The sequence below is a fragment of the Sinomonas sp. P10A9 genome (assembly GCF_041022165.1).
GTDB classification, from domain to species: Bacteria; Actinomycetota; Actinomycetes; order Actinomycetales; family Micrococcaceae; genus Sinomonas; species Sinomonas puerhi.
In genome coordinates this window covers 2849514-2866272 of record NZ_CP163302.1, presented here as the reverse complement: position 1 = coordinate 2866272, position 16759 = coordinate 2849514, and the positions used below count along the sequence as shown (strand labels likewise).

At 69.9% G+C, this 16759-nt stretch carries 18 protein-coding genes; 13 read left to right on the top strand and 5 right to left on the bottom strand.

What is annotated here, in order from left to right:
* Window positions 1-52: 52 nt before the first annotated feature.
* The gene (locus AB5L97_RS13080; RefSeq protein WP_369044988.1) at window positions 53-682 is read left to right on the top strand and encodes a helix-turn-helix domain-containing protein; all 630 of its coding nucleotides are present in this window, start codon (window positions 53-55) and stop codon (window positions 680-682) included.
* Window positions 679-906: a hypothetical protein gene (locus AB5L97_RS13075; RefSeq protein WP_369044987.1), complete on the top strand. Its 228-nt coding sequence runs from the start codon at window positions 679-681 to the stop codon at window positions 904-906. The genes AB5L97_RS13080 and AB5L97_RS13075 overlap by 4 nt, the downstream gene beginning before the upstream one ends.
* 114 nt (window positions 907-1020) lie before the next feature.
* Here the strand turns inward: AB5L97_RS13075 and AB5L97_RS13070 are convergent, their stop codons facing one another.
* Both AB5L97_RS13070 and AB5L97_RS13065 read right to left on the bottom strand, forming a co-directional pair.
* Complete coding sequence (locus tag AB5L97_RS13070) at window positions 1021-1539, bottom strand: Lrp/AsnC family transcriptional regulator (RefSeq protein WP_374049278.1); 519 nt, start codon at window positions 1537-1539, stop codon at window positions 1021-1023.
* Between the two features lie 159 nt (window positions 1540-1698).
* A complete protein-coding gene (locus AB5L97_RS13065) occupies window positions 1699-2940 on the bottom strand; it encodes an MFS transporter (RefSeq protein WP_369044986.1) in 1242 nt (413 codons plus the stop codon).
* A gap of 93 nt (window positions 2941-3033) precedes the next feature.
* On the opposite strand from AB5L97_RS13065, the gene AB5L97_RS13060 reads away from it, so the two are divergent.
* Complete coding sequence (locus AB5L97_RS13060) at window positions 3034-4020, top strand: LysR substrate-binding domain-containing protein (protein WP_369044985.1); 987 nt, start codon at window positions 3034-3036, stop codon at window positions 4018-4020.
* Window positions 4021-4137: 117 nt separating this feature from the next.
* The gene (locus AB5L97_RS13055; RefSeq protein ID WP_369044984.1) at window positions 4138-4968 is read left to right on the top strand and encodes an aldo/keto reductase; all 831 of its coding nucleotides are present in this window, start codon (window positions 4138-4140) and stop codon (window positions 4966-4968) included.
* Between the two features lie 95 nt (window positions 4969-5063).
* Here the strand turns inward: AB5L97_RS13055 and AB5L97_RS13050 are convergent, their stop codons facing one another.
* The gene (locus AB5L97_RS13050; protein ID WP_369044983.1) at window positions 5064-6101 is read right to left on the bottom strand and encodes a nitronate monooxygenase; all 1038 of its coding nucleotides are present in this window, start codon (window positions 6099-6101) and stop codon (window positions 5064-5066) included.
* A 55-nt stretch (window positions 6102-6156) separates the two neighbouring features.
* On the opposite strand from AB5L97_RS13050, the gene AB5L97_RS13045 reads away from it, so the two are divergent.
* The 7 genes from AB5L97_RS13045 (at window position 6157) to AB5L97_RS13015 (ending at window position 12854) form a co-directional block, all read left to right on the top strand.
* Window positions 6157-7083: an N-acetylglucosamine kinase gene (locus tag AB5L97_RS13045; protein ID WP_369047436.1), complete on the top strand. Its 927-nt coding sequence runs from the start codon at window positions 6157-6159 to the stop codon at window positions 7081-7083.
* Window positions 7084-7188: 105 nt separating this feature from the next.
* The gene (locus AB5L97_RS13040; protein WP_423246858.1) at window positions 7189-8301 is read left to right on the top strand and encodes an ABC transporter ATP-binding protein; all 1113 of its coding nucleotides are present in this window, start codon (window positions 7189-7191) and stop codon (window positions 8299-8301) included.
* On the top strand, window positions 8301-8981 hold the full coding sequence (locus tag AB5L97_RS13035) for an ABC transporter permease (protein WP_369044981.1): 681 nt from the start codon (window positions 8301-8303) through the stop codon (window positions 8979-8981). The genes AB5L97_RS13040 and AB5L97_RS13035 overlap by 1 nt, the downstream gene beginning before the upstream one ends.
* Window positions 8978-9685, top strand: coding sequence for an ABC transporter permease (locus AB5L97_RS13030; protein ID WP_369044980.1), 708 nt, complete (start codon window positions 8978-8980; stop codon window positions 9683-9685). The genes AB5L97_RS13035 and AB5L97_RS13030 overlap by 4 nt, the downstream gene beginning before the upstream one ends.
* Window positions 9682-10644 carry an ABC transporter substrate-binding protein gene (locus AB5L97_RS13025; protein ID WP_307958011.1) on the top strand — a complete coding sequence of 321 codons (963 nt, stop codon included), beginning with the start codon at window positions 9682-9684 and terminating at the stop codon, window positions 10642-10644. The genes AB5L97_RS13030 and AB5L97_RS13025 overlap by 4 nt, the downstream gene beginning before the upstream one ends.
* An 85-nt stretch (window positions 10645-10729) precedes the next feature.
* Entirely contained in the window at window positions 10730-11950 is a 1221-nt protein-coding gene (locus AB5L97_RS13020; RefSeq protein WP_369044979.1) for a pyridoxal phosphate-dependent aminotransferase, read from the top strand.
* Window positions 11951-11990: 40 nt separating this feature from the next.
* The gene (locus AB5L97_RS13015) at window positions 11991-12854 is read left to right on the top strand and encodes a PPK2 family polyphosphate kinase (RefSeq protein WP_307958009.1); all 864 of its coding nucleotides are present in this window, start codon (window positions 11991-11993) and stop codon (window positions 12852-12854) included.
* Window positions 12855-12869: 15 nt separating this feature from the next.
* On the opposite strand, the gene AB5L97_RS13010 is transcribed toward AB5L97_RS13015, so the two are convergent.
* Both AB5L97_RS13010 and xseA read right to left on the bottom strand, forming a co-directional pair.
* Window positions 12870-13118, bottom strand: a complete 249-nt coding sequence (locus AB5L97_RS13010) for an exodeoxyribonuclease VII small subunit (protein ID WP_307958008.1) — start codon at window positions 13116-13118, stop codon at window positions 12870-12872.
* Window positions 13111-14517: an exodeoxyribonuclease VII large subunit gene (gene xseA / locus AB5L97_RS13005; protein ID WP_369044978.1), complete on the bottom strand. Its 1407-nt coding sequence runs from the start codon at window positions 14515-14517 to the stop codon at window positions 13111-13113. Before xseA ends, AB5L97_RS13010 begins: the two co-directional genes overlap by 8 nt.
* Before the next feature lie 111 nt (window positions 14518-14628).
* Between xseA and AB5L97_RS13000 the strand changes: the two genes are divergently transcribed.
* Together AB5L97_RS13000 and AB5L97_RS12995 are read left to right on the top strand one after the other, a co-directional pair.
* A complete protein-coding gene (locus AB5L97_RS13000; protein ID WP_369044977.1) occupies window positions 14629-15459 on the top strand; it encodes a hypothetical protein in 831 nt (276 codons plus the stop codon).
* Window positions 15460-15468: 9 nt separating this feature from the next.
* On the top strand, window positions 15469-16554 hold the full coding sequence (locus AB5L97_RS12995) for a 4-hydroxy-3-methylbut-2-enyl diphosphate reductase (RefSeq protein ID WP_369044976.1): 1086 nt from the start codon (window positions 15469-15471) through the stop codon (window positions 16552-16554).
* Window positions 16555-16759: the final 205 nt, after the last annotated feature.

Genomic DNA, 16759 nt, shown 5'->3' with positions numbered 1-16759 from the left:
CTGTTGCAAATAGTCTATTGCAAAGAATTCTTTGCAAGCGTACCTTCGGGGTATGGAATCCACACCGACCCCGGAGCCGCGGCGGACAGTTGACGTCGCGTCACTCAAGGCCCTCGCCCATCCGCTGAGGGTGCGGATCCTCGACATCATCTCCCAGCTCGGTCCGCAGACCTCCGGCACGCTCGCTGAGATCCTCGGCGAATCCACGGGTTCAACGAGCTATCACCTTCGTCAGCTCGCGAAGCACGACTTCCTGCGCGAGGTCGAGGGTCGCGGGTCCGCACGGGAGCGCTGGTGGGACCGTCCCCGGGGGAGTCTCCAGATCGTCACGCGTGAGCTCGCGGACAATCCCGCCACGTCCGAGGCCGCCCAGCTCGTGAGCCGAGAGTTCGAGTACCGTCGGGCTGCCGCGCTCGCCGACTTCATGGACCACGGTTGGCTCCAGGAGTCTCGAGAGTGGTCGGAGGCCGCGACCGTCAGCACCACCAACATCAGGCTCACCGCCGCGCAGCTCGCCGAGGTCTCGGAGCGCCTCGAGGCCTTTGCCATGGACCTCGTGAACGAGATCCGCAATCGGGGCGAACTCGCGGGAGCCCGTCCCGTACAGATCCACCTCAACGCCTTCCCGCTTGCCGCCGGACGGACCACCGGCGCGGCCACTCAGCCCGAGGAGAAGCCATGAGCAGCACCGTCCTCACCCGTCCAAGCACGCCCTCGCACGCTCGCGGGCGCCTCGACATCCTCGCCTACCGGATCGGCCTGACGCTGGTCGACTGGGCGGAGCGGCCCCGGGAGCGGCGGCCCAGAAGTCCGCGGATGGACCTCGCTCGTCTCGCCCGGGCCGAAGAGCGCCGCGCCGATGCGCGGTTCGCCGAGCCGCTCGGCCTGCACCACTGGATCCGGTGAGTCCGCGCCCTTCCGGGCCGTTCGCGCCGTACCGGGGCCGTCGGGGCGGTCGGAGCGGGAGGATGCCGATCAGCAGTCCGTCCGCCGGCTGCTGGGTGCCATTGGCCGGCCTCCTCAGGCTGGCAGCGGGCCCGGGCCGGGGATGCGCTCGAACACGAGCGTGGTCTCCGTGTGGCCAACTACCGGGTCGGTCGCGAGGTTGTCCAGGACCCAGTCGCGCAGTTCCTCGGTACTGCCCACCGCGATGTGCAGGAGGTAGTCCACCGCGCCGGACGTGTGGAACGTCGCGAGCACCCCGGGCAGCTGGGGGACGCGCGCCGTGAACGAGTCGATCTGGTCGCGGTCGTGGGCGCGCAGGCGCACCGAGATGAGCGCCTGGACGTTGCGGCCCACCGCAGCGAGGTCCACCTTCGCCTCGAAGCCCGTGATGATGCCGCGCTCCGAGAGTGCGCGCGTGCGCATGAGCGCCGTCGACGGGGCGATCCCGACGATCTCGGAGAGCTGCTTGTTGGTGATGCGCGCGTCCTCCACGAGCGCCGCCAGGATCCGGCGGTCCACCTCGTCGAGCGGTTCCCCTCCCGGAGGGTGGGCGCCGGCGGCGGCCTGCGGTCGGCCGGTGCTCGGGATCGTCACGGATTCCTCCTTGGTGGGCGACCCCCATGATATGCGAGCCGCGCGGCTCTCGTCCGGCCCTCGGCGTGCGTGACGTGCGACGTCGCGTGGTCGCCGAGGCGTTCGGCTCGCGTGGAGCACCCACCGCGGTCCTGCCGCGGTGGCCCCTCGAGGAGAACCTCAGCGCGCGGGGCGGTGCGCGGCCCAGGAGGCGGCCGCCGTCGTGAGCGCGATGGAGGCCACGCCCAGGACGAGCGCCGACCAGCCCCACGTGTGGAAGACGAGGCCGCCCGCCCAGCCGAGCAGGCTCGATCCGCCGTAGTAGCCAAGGTTGTACAGCGACGCGGCCTGGGCGCGGCCCGAAGCGGCGATCGCGCCCGTCCAGCCCGAGGCGATGCCGTGTGCGGCGAAGAACCCTGCTGTGAACACGAGCAGCCCGATCAGCACAGCGGCCAGCGAATCCGCGACCATGACCACGGCGCCCGCTGCCATCGCGACGGTGCTCGCCACGACGACGGTCCTGCGCCCGTAGCGGCTGCTGAGACTCGCGGCGAAGCCCGAGCTGAAGGTCCCCGAGAGGTACGCGATGAACACGAGGCTCGCGAGGCTCGCCGGCAGCCAGAACGGCGCGGCCTCGAGCCGGAAGGCAAGGTAGTTGTATACCGCCACGAACGAGCCCATGAGGAGGAAGGCCTGGGCGTAGAGCATGAGGAGGCGGCCGTTGCGCAGCTGGGCCGCGAGCCTGCGGGCCACAGTGCCCGCCGCGCCCCGGACCCCGCCGGGCGTTCGCGCCGCCGGGGAGAATCCCCGTGCCTTGGGAGCGAGCGCGATGAACGCGGCGGCCGCGGCCGCGCCGAGGACCGAGACGGCAAGGACCGCGAGCCGCCAGCCCACGATGTCGGCGAGCGGACCGGAGACGAGCCGGCCGGCGAGCCCGCCCACCGTTGTGCCCGCGATGTACGTCCCCGCGGCGATCGCGGCGTGGGTGCGGGTGACCTCCTCGCTGAGGTATGCGATCGCGATCGCCGGCACGGCACCGAGCGCGACTCCTTCGAAGAACCTCAGCGCCAGGAGCGCCTCGAAAGTGGGGGCGAACGGACCGGCGAGGCCCAGACCGGTCGCGGCGACGATTCCCGCGCGCATCGCACCGACACGCCCGATCCTGTCAGCGACGAAGGACCAGGGGAGCACCGCGACGGCCAGGCCGATCGTGGCCAGCGAGACCGTGAGGGCCGCCCTCGCCGGATCGATGCCGAGCTCGGAGGAGAGCCGCGGAAGGAGAGCCTGGGGGGAGTACAGCTGGGCGAACGTCGCGACGCCTGCGAAGGCGAGCGCCGCGAGGAGTCGTCTGTAGCCTCGGCTGCCCCGCGCATGGCCCTCCCAGCGGACGCTGGCGGTTGCGGTCTCGGGGGCGATGCTCATGCCCTCCAGCCTAGGAAAGTCTCAATGCATGCGTCCAATGCACTCTTTATGAGAACATATAACGGAATTGTATGGGTTGCGAAGGGAAGTGATATGGCCGTGCCGTCAGCCATACCGGCCCCGCTCCACGGGGAGCTGGCCAGACTTCTGCCGCTGCTGCCAGTGCTGGACGCCGTCGGTCAGACGCGCCACGTCACCGCGGCCGCGGAGCTCCTGGGGGTTCCCCAGCCCACGGTGAGCCGAGCGCTCGCCCGCGCGGCCGTCGTCGTAGGCGCTGAACTCGTGCGGAAGGAGGGGCGGGGGATCCGGCTCACCCCGGCGGCCGAGCAGCTCCTGCCCGCGGTCCGCACGGCCCTCGAGGAGCTCCAGCATGGCCTCGATGCGCTCCACGAGCGCGAGCACCAGGCTCGCGGTGTCGTGCGGCTGAGCTTCCAGATGACCTTCGGAGAATCAGCTGTGCCCGTCTTCGTGAGCGGCTTCCGCGCCGAGTATCCAGAGGTGCGCTTCGAGCTCATCCAGGGGTCGCGCCAGAGCTGCCTCGATGCGCTTGCCGAAGGGCGTGTGGACCTGTCCATCGTCTCGCCGCTCCCCGTGCCGACGCGGGACGTCGACAGTGCAACCCTGCACGTGCAGCCCGTGCGGCTCGCCGTCCCGGCTGGGCACCGGCTCGCGCACCGCGGGGCTGTGCGGCTCGCGGAGGTTTCCGGGGAGCCGTTCGTGGCGCTCGAGCGGGGGTTCGGGATGCGCAGCATCCTGGACAGGCTCGGCCGCGATGCCGGATTCACGCCGGACATCGCGTTCTCCGGGCAGGATTCGCGCACGCTTCTCGGGCTCGTGTCCGCAGGGCTCGGCGTGGCCCTCGTTCCGCCCTCGAGTGCCGGGCACGGCGCAGTCTACGGATCGACGCTGCAGAGCACGGGGCTCGGGTGGGCCGAACTTGCGCTCGAGGACGACGGCGCGTTCCGGGAGATCGGGCTGGTGTGGCCCAAGATCGTCGGGGAGCCGCCGCAGGTGCGTATGTTCCGCGAGCACATCCTGGCGCTCGACGCCGGCCTGCTCGCCGACGCGTTCGGCCGCTAGCCGGCCCCCGGTTGTGGGGTCTCTGGCACGGTGTTGTGGGGTCTCTGGCGGCGGGGTGTGGGGTCACGGTCGCGTCATGGGGAGAGGTCAGTCGGTCCCTGGTCCTAGGCTGGCCCCATGACAACTGCACCGTTGATCAAGCTCGCGTCGGGCCACTCCGTCCCCCAGATCGGCCTCGGCACGTGGCCGCTCGATGACGCTGCGGCGGCCGACGTCGTCGCAACCGCCGTCGAACTTGGCTACCGCCACGTCGACACGGCCGAGAACTACGGCAACGAGGCGGGCGTCGGCGAGGGCCTTCGCCGCTCGGGGGTACCGCGTGAGGACCTCTTCATCACCACTAAGTTCAACCGCGAATGGCACAGCGCCGAGGGGGTGCACACTGCCTGGGAGAACGCCGTCCGCAAGCTCGGCGTCGACTACCTCGACCTGTTCCTCATCCACTGGCCCAACCCGGACCAGGACACGTACGTCCAGGCCTGGGAAGGCCTCATCCGGCTGCGCGCCGAGGGGAAGGTCCGTTCGATCGGGGTCTCCAACTTCTACCCTACGCATGCTGCACGGCTCATCGATGCGACCGGGGTGGCACCCGATGTGGACCAGCTCCAGGTGAGCCCCTACTGGGTCAAGCCCGAGGCCCGCGCGTTCAACGCGGGACACGCCACTGTGACCGAGGCCTACACCCCGATTGGGCGCGGTCAGGACCTCCTGTCCGAGGCCGTCGTGGTGGCCGCGGCCGAGGCGCACGGGGTGACCCCCGCCCAGGCGGTGCTGCGCTGGCACACGCAGCAGGGAGTCGTCGCGATCCCGAAGTCCTCGCACCCTGGCCGGCTCGCCGAGAACCTCGACGTCTTCGGCTTCGACCTCACGGCTGCGGAGATCGCGGCGTTCGATGGCCTCGACGGCAAGGGGCCGGACGCGGCCGATCCGGAGAAGTTCGGCCACTGACGCCAACGCCACGTTCGGCCACCAACACCGCGTTCGGCCACTGACACGGAGACCCGGCACGATCCTCACACCAGCAGCCGATCGCGAGCGGTGCATCAGCCGGCGAAGCGGCCCACGACGTCCGCCGCCGGTTCTTCGCGGGCCGCGCCCCACGCGGTCCCCGCCCAGAGGCTCGTGCGGTCGGGGCTGCCTGCCCTGACCGACGCGGCGCGCAGGGGCGCCGTGAGGTGGTGGATCACCGGATAGCCTGCGGGGGCGTCGGCCAGACGGCGCATGAACCCGTTCTCCAGGCCCCGTGCCCAGCGCCCGGAGAAGGCCCTGGTCTGCGCCGTCCGGGTGAAGTCCGGAGAGGCGAGGGCCGCCCGGTGCACAGGATTGGTCCCGGCCTCCGGCGTGCGCAGGAAGGCCGTGCCCACCTGGACGGCCGCCGCACCCGCCGCGCGGGCGGCAGCGGCGTCGTCCGGCGATCCGATCCCGCCTGCCGCGATCAGTGGGAGGTCGACGACGCCGCGGACCGCGTCGACGAGCTGGGGCAGCGTGCCAGCGAACGCGGGCAGCCCGAGGAAGGCCGCGGAATGCCCGCCGGCGTCGGGGTGCTGGACTACGAGGGCATCGACGCCCAGCGCCGCGGCGACGGTGGCCTCCTCGGCCCCCGTGACCGTCTGGATGACGAACGACCCCGCCCGGCGCAACGCTGCAACCGTGTCCCAGCGCGGCGTGCCGAAGGTGAAGGAGACGACGGCGGGCGGGCGCGTGAGGAGGAGATCAAGCTTCGCCGGGAACGCGTCGTCGTCCGCCCATCTCGGCTCCGGAACGGCGGCGCCGACGGACGAGGCCTCCGGCTGAAGGCGGTCCCGGTAGGCCAGGACGGCGTTGCGATCGATGTCGTCGGTGTTGGGCACGAAGAGGTTGACGCCGAAGGGGCGTAACCCAACGCTCCGGTCAACGCTTGCACCGTCGAGCGTCGCGAGCTCCGCCTCGAGGGCCTCCGGCGCCTTGAGGCCGCCCGCGAGGAAGCCGAGCCCACCTGCCCGGCCCACGGCAGCGGCGAGTTCGGGGCTGCTCGGGCCCCCCGCCATCGGCGCCGCGATCACGCCGTTTCCGAACAGTTCCGCAGGGAGAGTGGTGTCCATGCCATCACCCTAGCCAGTCGCGCGGCGCCGCAGTCATTAGGCTGGGCCCGTGAACATGCAGAGCGCCACTGACAGGACGACCGGCGGGCTGATGATCGGCCTCGACATCGGCGGAACGAAGACCCGCGGGATCAAGGTGGTGGGCGGCGAGGTCCAGGCCGATCTCGAGGTGGGCAGCGCGAACGTCCAGAACGTGAGCCGGGAGACCGCTGCGGCGAACCTCGCGGAGCTGTTCGCCGCGCTCGACGCCGGCGACGCCGCCCGGGTCTTCGCCGGGTCCGGTGGCGTTGACACCGAGGCGGACGCAGACGCGCTCGCCGCCCTCATCCACCCGCACGCGCCCCGGGCTCGGGTCACAGTGGTCCACGATTCGCGGCTCCTGCTCGCCGCGGGCCGCGCGCGCACGGGGGTTGCCGTCATCGCCGGCACCGGGTCCGCCGCGTGGGGAACGAACGACGCCGGCGAGGAGGCGCGTGCGGGCGGCTGGGGCTACCTGCTCGGGGACGAGGGCAGCGGGTACTGGCTGGGCAGAGAGGCCGTCCGGTACAGCCTGCACCGCATGAACCTCGGCCTCGAGCCGGATGATCTGACGCAGGCCCTTCTGGCGAGCACGGACCTCGCCCACCCCAACGAGCTCATCGCACTGTTCCACGCCCCCGGGACTGGCAGACGCTATTGGGCGCAGCGTTCACGAGTCGTCACGGAGGCCGCCGACGCCGGGCACGTGGGTGCGCGCTTCATGGTCGACCAGGCCGCCCACGATCTCGCGCGCATGGCCGCCCAGGTGGCGCGCCAGCTCGATCTCGAGGGCCCGGTGATCCTCGGCAGCGGACTCGGGATGAACGTGGGCCGGATCCAGGACGGCTTCCGCGCCGGCCTCGCCGAGCAAGGGATCACCGACGTGCGGATCCTGGACCGGGACCCGATCTTCGGGACCATTGAACTCGCGGCCGACGGCGGCGGGGGAGAGCGGGTTCCGTAGCCGGCCGTTCCGCGGTTCCCCTGTCGGACCGCGCTGGTAGGCTCGCACCAGCACGCGAGATGCAGTTGGCCGCCCGCGACCATTGAGGTGTACGTGTCCGATCCGATGATCGAGTTCCACGAGGTGAGCAAGGTCTACGGTGGCCTCACCGCCGTGGACCACCTGAGCCTGTCAGCGCCGCGCGGCGAGATCACGGTCTTCGTCGGGCCCTCCGGCTGCGGGAAGACCACCTCGCTGCGGATGGTCAACCGGATGGTCGAGCCGACGTCCGGGACCATCACGGTGGACGGACGCGATGCGTCGGATCAGCCTGCGCCGCTCCTGCGCCGGTCGATGGGCTACGTCATGCAGGCCGCTGGACTCATGCCGCACCGCACGGTCGTGGACAACATCGCCACCGTTCCACGCCTCAACGGGGCCTCCCGGACGGCGGCCCGCGCACGCGCGCAGGAACTGCTCGACGTCGTCGGCCTCCCGCAGAACCTCGGCGGGCGGTACCCGGCACAGCTCTCCGGCGGGCAGCAGCAGCGCGTCGGCGTGGCCCGGGCGCTCGCAGCCGATCCACCTGTGCTCCTCATGGACGAGCCGTTCAGCGCCGTGGATCCGGTGGTCCGGCACGAGCTTCAGCAGGAGCTACTGCGCCTGCAGCGGGACCTCGGCAAGACGATCATCTTCGTCACGCATGACATCGACGAGGCCGTGCTGCTCGGCGACCGCATCGCCGTCTTCGCGGTGGGCGGCCGGTTGGCGCAGCTCGCCGGGCCGGAGGAGCTCCTTCGCGCTCCCGTGGACGACTTCGTCTCCGGATTCGTCGGCCGCGACCGTGGATTCCGGCATCTCGGATTCTTCGATGATGAGGGGCTCGCGGTCGACGCCGCGCAGACCGTCCGCGCCGCGGAGGTCGCAGTGGACGTGCCTGTCGACTGGGCGGTGGTCCTCGACGCGGACGGGCGTCCGGTCGGTTGGACCGGCCAGGCCTTCCCCGGGACCCTCGTGAGTGGCGGGTCGCTCCACCGCGCGGGAAGTACCCTGCGCTCCGCCCTCGATGCGGCGCTGTCCTCGCCGTCGGGACGCGGGGTCGTCGTGGACGATGCCGGCCGCCTCCTGGGCACGGTCAGTGCCACCGAGGTCATCGCCCACGCGGACCGCCGGCGCACCCAGGCGCAGCGGGAGCGTGCCGCGGCGGCAGGCTCGCGTGCCGGGGTGGAGGGCGCCTGATGGAGTGGGCGATCGCGAATGCCGGGCGGATCCTCTCGCTCACGGGCCAGCACCTCCTTCTCGCGGTGGTCCCGCTCGCGCTCGGCTTGGTCATCAGCCTTCCCCTCGCCCAGGCGGTACGGCATCGGCGCGTGTGGCGCACTGCGCTCCTGACGCTCAGCTCCATCCTGTTCACCGTGCCGTCGCTTGCGCTGTTCATCATCCTGCCCGTGCTGCTCGGCACGCGGATCCTCGACCCCGTGAACGTCATCGTGGCACTCACGGTGTACGCGGTGGCGCTCCTCGTGAGGGCGTCGCTGGATGCCCTCGACTCGGTCGACGGCGAGCTGAGCCTCGCTGCGCAGGCGCTGGGGCACACTGCCGCCACGCGCTACTTCCTCGTTGACCTGCCGCTCTCGCTGCCCGTGCTCATAGCGGGCCTGAGGGCCGTGTCCGTCAGCAACATCTCGCTCGTGAGCGTCGCGGCGCTCGTGGGCATGCCCAACCTCGGGATCCTGTTCACCGAGGGGCTCCAGCGTGGATTCATCACGGAGATCGTCGTAGGGCTCGTCGCAATTCTCGTCCTCGCCCTTCTCATGGACCTGCTGCTCGTGCTCGCTGGGCGCGTGCTCTCGCCGTGGGCGAGGCTCGACGCCCGCGGGGCCGGCGCACCCACGCAGCGGAAGGCGGCCCGCGCATGAGCCTGCTCGCTCAGACGTGGGCCTGGCTCACTGATCCCGACAACTGGAGCGGATACTCGGGCATCCCTGCCCGCCTCGGCGAGCATGCCTTCTACGCCGCGCTCACGGTGGTCATCGCGGCAGCGATCGCGATCCCGATCGGGGCCTACGTGGGCCACACCGGACGCGGCCGCGTGGTGGTTGTCGCGATTGCCGGCGCCCTTCGGGCCGTCCCGACGCTCGGGCTCCTCGTGCTGTTCGTGCTCCTGGCGGGCATCGGCCTCATGCCGCCGATCTGGGCGCTCGTCATCCTGAGCGTCCCCCCGCTGCTTGCCGGGACGTACTCGGGCATCGCTGCCGTGGACCCGGTCGTGGTCGACGCGGCCCGCGCCCAGGGGATGCGGGAGTTCCAAGTCCTGCTCGGGGTCGAGTTCCCCAACGCGTTTGCGGTGATCTTCGGCGGGCTGCGCGCCGCGGTCCTCCAAGTCATCGCGACGGCGACCGTCGTCGCCTACACGAACCTCGGTGGCCTGGGCAGGTACATCTTCGACGGCCTTGCCCTATCCGACTATCCCCAGATGCTCGGGGGCTCGGTCCTCGTGGCCGGGATCGCCGTCGTCACCGACCTCGTCCTGGGCGCATTCCAGCGCGCTCTGGGTCCACGCTCGTCCTCCGCGCGGAAGCCACTGGCCTCCGTCGCGGCCGTTCAGGAAGGAATCTCATGATCCAGCAGTTCCCCGTCACACGCCGCAGGGCCATGGCCGCCGTGGCGGTGGGGCTCGGGCTGACCCTCGCGTTGACCGCGTGCGGCGGTTCGTCGAATCCACTCAGCACCGGCAGCGCCGGGGCCTCCGGCGGATCCGGCGGCGCCGGCAAGGAACTCGTGATCGGTTCCGCCGACTTCACGGAGAGCCAGATCATCGCAGAGATCTACGCCGGTGCTCTCAACGCCGCGGGAGTGAAGGCCTCGACCAAGCCGAACATCGGAGCGCGCGAGGTGTACTACAAGGCGGTCCAGGACGGCTCAGTCGACGTCGTCCCCGACTACACGGGCAACCTCCTGCTGTACGTGGACACGAAGGCCACCCAGGTCTCGGCCTCGGACATCGCGGGAGCGCTCCCGGACAAGCTCCCCAAGGGCCTCGCGATCCTGAGCCCGGCCAAGGCCGAGGACAAGGATGCGATGGTCGTCACGAAGGCCACTGCGGCGAAGTACAGCCTCAAGAGCCTCGACGACATGGGCAAGGTCTGCGGCGAGCTGGTGATCGGCGCACCGGCGACTTTCGAGAAGCGCGCCTACGGTCTGCCGGGTCTCAAGGACAAGTACGGCTGCAGCCCCAAGCAGTTCCAGGCCATGAGCGACGGCGGCGGGCCCGTGACCCTCAAGGCACTGCTCTCGAATGACATCCAGGTGGCGGACATCTTCACGACGACGCCGTCCATTGCGGACAATGACCTCGTGGTCCTGGACGATCCGAAGAACAACTTCATCGCCCAGCAGGTCGTGCCGCTCGTCCGCACCGACACGGTCTCGGACCAGGCGAAGGCAGCGCTCAACGCCGTGTCCAAGCAGCTCACGACGGACGATCTGGTGAACCTCAACCGGGCCGTGAACGGGACCCAGAAGCAGTCGCCCGCGGACGCAGCGAAGGCCTGGCTCAAGGAGAAGGGCCTCGCCTCCTGACCCTCCCGCGCTGATCCAGCGTCATGCCACGGGGTGTGAGCAGCATCGCACAGTTGCCGCTCACGCCCTGTGGCATTCTTGGACAATGGCCGAATTCAAGCAGTCCTCCAAGCTCCACAATGTGCTGTACGACATCAGGGGCCCGATCCTGGAGGCTGCGCAGAAGATGGAGGCCGAGGGCCATCGGATCCTCAAGCTGAACATCGGCAACCCGGCACCGTTCGGCTTCGAGGCGCCGGATGCGATCCTCGTCGACATGATCCGCCACCTGCCCCACGCACAGGGCTACAGCGACTCCCGTGGCATCTTCTCGGCCCGCACGGCGGTCTCGCAGTACTACCAGACGCGCGGCATCCAGAACATCCACGTCGATGACATCTACCTCGGCAACGGCGTGTCCGAGCTCATCACCATGTCCCTCATGGCGCTCCTCGAGCAGGGCGATGAAATCCTCGTACCGATGCCCGACTATCCCTTGTGGACCGCATCCGTGTCGCTTGCCGGCGGCCGCGCCGTGCACTACCTGTGCGACGAGGAAAAGGACTGGGAGCCAGACCTCGAGGACATGGAGGCCAGGATCACCTCCCGCACCAAGGGCATCGTCGTGATCAACCCCAACAACCCGACGGGCGCGCTCTACTCCGATGCGACGCTGCGCCGGATCGTCGAGCTCGCCGAGCGGCACGGCCTCATCATCTTCGCCGACGAGATCTACGAGAAGATCCTCTACGACGGCGCCACCCACACGAACCTCGCCGCGTTCACGGGCGACGACGTGCTCTGCCTGACGTTCTCGGGCCTGTCCAAGGCGTACCGGGTCTGCGGGTACCGGGCAGGCTGGATGGCGATCTCGGGGCCCAAGAAGGAGGCCGCGGACTATCTCGAGGGCATCAACCTGCTGGCCAATATGCGACTGTGCGCCAATGTGCCGGCGCAGCACGCGATCCAGACCGCGCTGGGCGGCTACCAGAGCATCAACGACCTCATCCTGCCCGGAGGGCGCCTCCTCGAGCAGCGCAACAAGGCGTACGAGATGCTCAACGCGATCCCGGGCGTCTCCACCACCCAGGCCAAAGGTGCCCTCTACCTCTTCCCGAGGCTCGACCCTGAGGTGTACCCGATCCGCGATGACGAGCAGTTCGTCCTCGACCTCCTGCGCGAGCAGAAGATCCTCCTCTCCCACGGCCGCGCCTTCAACTGGCACGCCCCGGACCATTTCCGGATGGTGACACTCCCGGCCGTGGCGGACATCGAGGAGGCCATCAACCGTATGGGAGACTTCCTCAGCAGGTACAAGGGCAACTGACCGGGGTGCTCGCCCCGGTGGCGCGCAGCGAAGGGGCCGCATGGGCAAGCGCAAGGCAGGGCACGGTTTCAGCGAGGCGCCGGAGGACTTCCTCGTGGTCCGACCCGGTTTCAGGCTCGCGGACCTCGACACGGCCGCGACGGCGGGCTTCGCGGCCGGCAAGTCTGAAGGTGAGGCGATGCTCACCCAGCGCGACCCGCACCTCGCGGACCTCCAGGAGAGGCTCTTCGCCGAGGGCAAGGGCGGGGGCTCCCGCTCGATCCTCCTGATCCTCCAGGCGATGGACACCGCGGGCAAGGGCGGCATGATCAGCCATGTGGTCGGTGCCGTGGATGTCCAGGGCGTCCAGCTCGCCGCGTTCAAGAGCCCGACCGACGAGGAGAAGAAGCACGACTTCCTCTGGCGCGTCGAGAAGCAGCTTCCAGGGCCTGGCATGCTGGGCTGCTTTGACCGCTCGCACTATGAGGATGTCCTGATCCACCGTGTGCACGGCTGGGCGGATGCCGACGAGCTCGAGCGCCGCTATTCGGCGATCCAGGACTTCGAAGCACACCTCCACGCGTCGGGCACCGAGATCATCAAGGTGATGCTGCACATCAGCAAAGAGGAGCAGGGGCGGCGCCTCACTGCCCGCCTCGACGACCCCACCAAGTACTGGAAGTACAACCCTGGCGACCTCTCTGAGCGCAGACTCTGGGACTCCTACATGGAGGCATATCAGATCGCGATCGAGCGTACGAGCGCCCCCTACGCGCCGTGGTACGTGGTGCCCGCCGACAACAAGTGGTACGCGCGGCTCGTGGTCCAGGAACTCCTCGTCGCGGCGCTCGAGCGGATGGACCCCCAATGGCCCGCTCCCGCGTTCGACATCGAGGAGCAGAGGAAGCTCCTCGCCGCGAGCTGACGGCGGGGCGCGCCCTCAGTCTCCGGGGGTACCTGCTCCCGACCCCGTGGAGGCGCCGTTCCCGCGAGCGGCGTCGAGGCGCCGTCGTGCGCCCTCGAGCCACTCCTCGCACCGGGAGGCGAGTGCCTCGCCCCGTTCCCACAGCGCGAGCGACTCCTCGAGGCTCACCCCGCCGGCCTCGAGCCGCGAGACGACGCCGACCAGCTGTTCGCGGGCCTCCTCGTAGCTGAGGTTTTCGAACGTTTCCTGCGTCTTCTCAGGCATGTGCTGATCCTTCGTGGGAGAGGGTGGTCGTGTCATCTCGGTGCGTGATGTCGGGGAGCTGGCCCTCGGAGCGCGCCCCGATGGTCCCGCGGGCCAGGCGGACGCGGAGGGCGGTACCGGAGGGTGCGTCCTGGGGGGAACGGATGACGGCCGCGTCCGGGCCGTCGAGGAGCTGCACCACCGAGTAGCCGCGGTCGAGAGTCTGCTGCGGCGAGAGGGCGCGGATCTGGGCGCGCAGGTGGGCCACGGCGTCGGCCGCACGCACGACGGCGCCGCTCACCGCGGCGTGCGACCTGACCCGCAGCCGCTCGAGTTCCTCGTGGCGGACCTCGACGAATGTCTGCGGCGACGCGAGCACAGGGCGAGTCCGGATGGAGGCGAGGCGCTCCGACTCCCGCTCGACGAACAGCCGCACCTGCCGGTCGATGCGGTCCCGGCACTGCCTGACCCTCAGGAGCTCCTCGGCCACGTCAGGGACGATCCGCTTGGCGGCGTCCGTGGGCGTCGAGGCGCGCAGGTCCGCGACGTCGTCGAGGATCGGCCGGTCCGCCTCGTGGCCGATCGCGCTGACCACGGGGGTGCTGGCCTCCGAGACGGCACGGACGAGCGCTTCGTTGCTGAACGGCAGCAGGTCTTCCAGCGATCCACCGCCGCGGGCAATCACGATGACATCCACCTCGGGGTGGGCATCGAGCTCCCGCAGGGCTGCCAGGACCTCGGAGACGGCACTGCTGCCCTGCACGGCCACCTCGCGAACCTCGAAGGCCACGGCCGGCCAGCGCAGGGCGGCATTCCGGAGGACGTCCTTCTCTGCGTCCGAGTCCCGACCGGTGATGAGGCCGATCCGGTGCGGGAGCAGCGGCAGGGCCTTCTTGCGCTCGTCGGCGAAGAGGCCCTCGGCGCCCAGGGCCTGCCGGAGGTTCTCGATGCGCGCCAGCAGGTCGCCGAGGCCCACCGGCCGCATGTCGCGCACGGCCATGCTCAGCCTGCCGGTCTTGAGCCACATCTCGGGCTTGACGAGGGCCACCACGCGGGAGCCGCGCTGGATGGGCTCCCGTAGCCGTGCCATGACGGTGCCCCACGCAGACGCTGGCAGCGAGATCTCGGCGTCGACGTCCCGCAGCGTCAGGTAGGCGGTCTGGCCCCGCCGGTTCATCTCGATGACCTGGCCCTCGATCCACACCTGCGGGGAACGCTCGATGTGTTCCTTGAGCTTGCGGGAGAGCACATGCAGGGGCCAGGGATTCTCGGGCGTCGTGTCCGCGGCGCGCTCGGGAAGCGTCGACGCGCCCCGCGGGTCCGCACCCGCGCCGCTATCGGGCACGTCTGTGCCGGACGGGTCTGTGCCAGACACGTCCTGGCCCACAGGGCCCGGGTTCCCATCTGTGCTCTCATCCATCGCAGCCACCATAGTCAAGGCTTACCACGCCCCTCCGACATCCCGGCCATTGTCCAGCCGCGCTCAAGCGCCCACGGCTACGATGGTCAGGTTGCCGACCCCGGGAAGTCCATGAGAACCGTCCTCTCCGCGCTGTCCATCCTGCTCGCCGTGCTGCTTACGGGGGCTGCCGTCCCGTCGCTCTGGATCGACCGCAACGTGGTCGACGAGGGTGGCTTCGTTCACCTGCTCGAGCCTCTGCGCAATGACGCGGAGTTCCAGACCGCACTGGGCACCTCGCTCGCCTCGACTGTCGTGTCAGCGTCCAACGTCCCTGCCGCGCTCCAGCCGGCCGCGACGGGGCTGGCCAAGGGAATTGTGACCTCACTCACCACAGACCCCGGGTATCCCGCCGCGTGGGATGAGGCCGTGCGGGAGAGCCATCGGCTCAATTTCTCCTCGGTCACTGCCACGACCGGATTCACGCTCGAACTGCGGCCGCTGGCCGGTGTGATGCTCGCCCGGATGGGCTCGTCGCTGGGAGTGAGCCTCGGTGAGGCCCCGAGCATCGAGGTCCCGGTAGGCACGGCGCAGCAGCGCTCTTGGCTTACCGTGATGCAGGATGCGGGGCGCCTCGCGGTTCCCCTGAGCCTTGGCGCAGTGTTCGCATTCGTGCTCGGCCTGCTCTTCGCACGACGCCGCGGGGTAGCCCTCGGCTGGGCCGGCCTGGGACTGCTTCTGGTCGCCGCGCTCCTTGCGGCCGGAACGTTCCTCGCATCGATGTTCGCCGGGGGCCAAGGCGGCGCGGGAACCGTGGCCTCGGTTTTCGCCCGCCGCCTTGGGCCACTCTTCTCCGATTCCTTCATGCCATGGACCGGGGCTGTCGCCATAGCCGGCGTTGTGTGCCTGGTGCTCTCGTTGGTGGCCGGGGTCCGGAGAAGGCGCGCCGCCGCACGCCGGTAGCATGGGACCATGACCGCCACCCCCGTTTCCCTGTCTATGCCCACGGTTCCGCGGCGCCGCCGCACACCTGAGCACGTGGCGGCGGCCGCTCCGGTGGCCGGTGCGAAGAAGGTGCTCCTCGCGGCGCCGCGTGGTTATTGCGCCGGCGTCGACCGGGCCGTCATCGCGGTCGAGAAGGCGCTTGAGCACTACGGCGCGCCCATCTACGTGCGCAAGCAGATCGTCCACAATCGCCACGTCGTCGAGACCCTCGAGGAGCGCGGCGCGATCTTCGTGGACGAGACGGATGAGGTTCCTGAGGGCGCCCTCGTGGTGTTCTCGGCGCACGGGGTGAGTCCCGCCGTCGTGCGCTCCGCTGAGGACCGTGGGCTGCGCACCATCGACGCGACGTGCCCGCTCGTGACCAAGGTGCACCGCGAGGCCGTGCGCTTCGCGAAGGACGACTACGAGATCCTCCTCATCGGTCACGAGGGCCACGAGGAAGTCGAGGGCACGTACGGCGAGGCCCCCGAGAACACCCAGATCGTGAACTCGCCCCAAGAGGCAGACACGATCCGGGTCAAGGACCCTGACAAGCTCATCTGGCTCTCCCAGACCACCCTCTCGGTTGACGAGACCATGGAGACCGTGCGCCGGCTGCGCGAGCGTTTCCCGAATCTGCAGGACCCACCCAGCGACGACATCTGCTACGCCACGTCCAACCGCCAGGCGGCCATCAAGAAGATTGCCCCTCAGGCAGATCTCGTCATCGTCGTCGGCTCGGCCAACTCCTCGAACTCCGTGCGCCTCATGGAGGTCGCCCTCGAGTACGGTGCCAAGGCTTCGCACCGGGTCGACTTCGCCAACGAGGTCGACGAGTCCTGGTTCGAGGGAGTCTCGACGATCGGCCTGACCTCAGGGGCTTCGGTGCCTGAGGTCCTCGTCCAGGACGTCCTGCGCCTCGCTGCGGAGTACGGCTACGGAACCGTGGAAGAGGTCGTCACTGCCGACGAGGACATCCTCTTCTCGCTCCCCAAGGAGCTGCGCGCGACGCTCAAGGAGGCCGGCGATTCGAGTCGCGGCCTCGGCGGCCGCGGTCAGCGCCCCCAGAGCTGACCCGTCCCTCGTCTCCCTCCGCCGAGGTCATCCGGTGTGGGCGCGAGGTCACCCCCCTGTGCCGCCGAGGTCGCCCGGTGTGCGCACGAGGTCACCCCCTGTGTCGCCGAGGTCATCCGGTGTGGGCGCGAGGTCACCCCGTGTGCCGCTGAGGTTGTGTCGCTCGGTACCCGATCGTCGTTGCTTGTCCGCCGTTCGAGGCTAT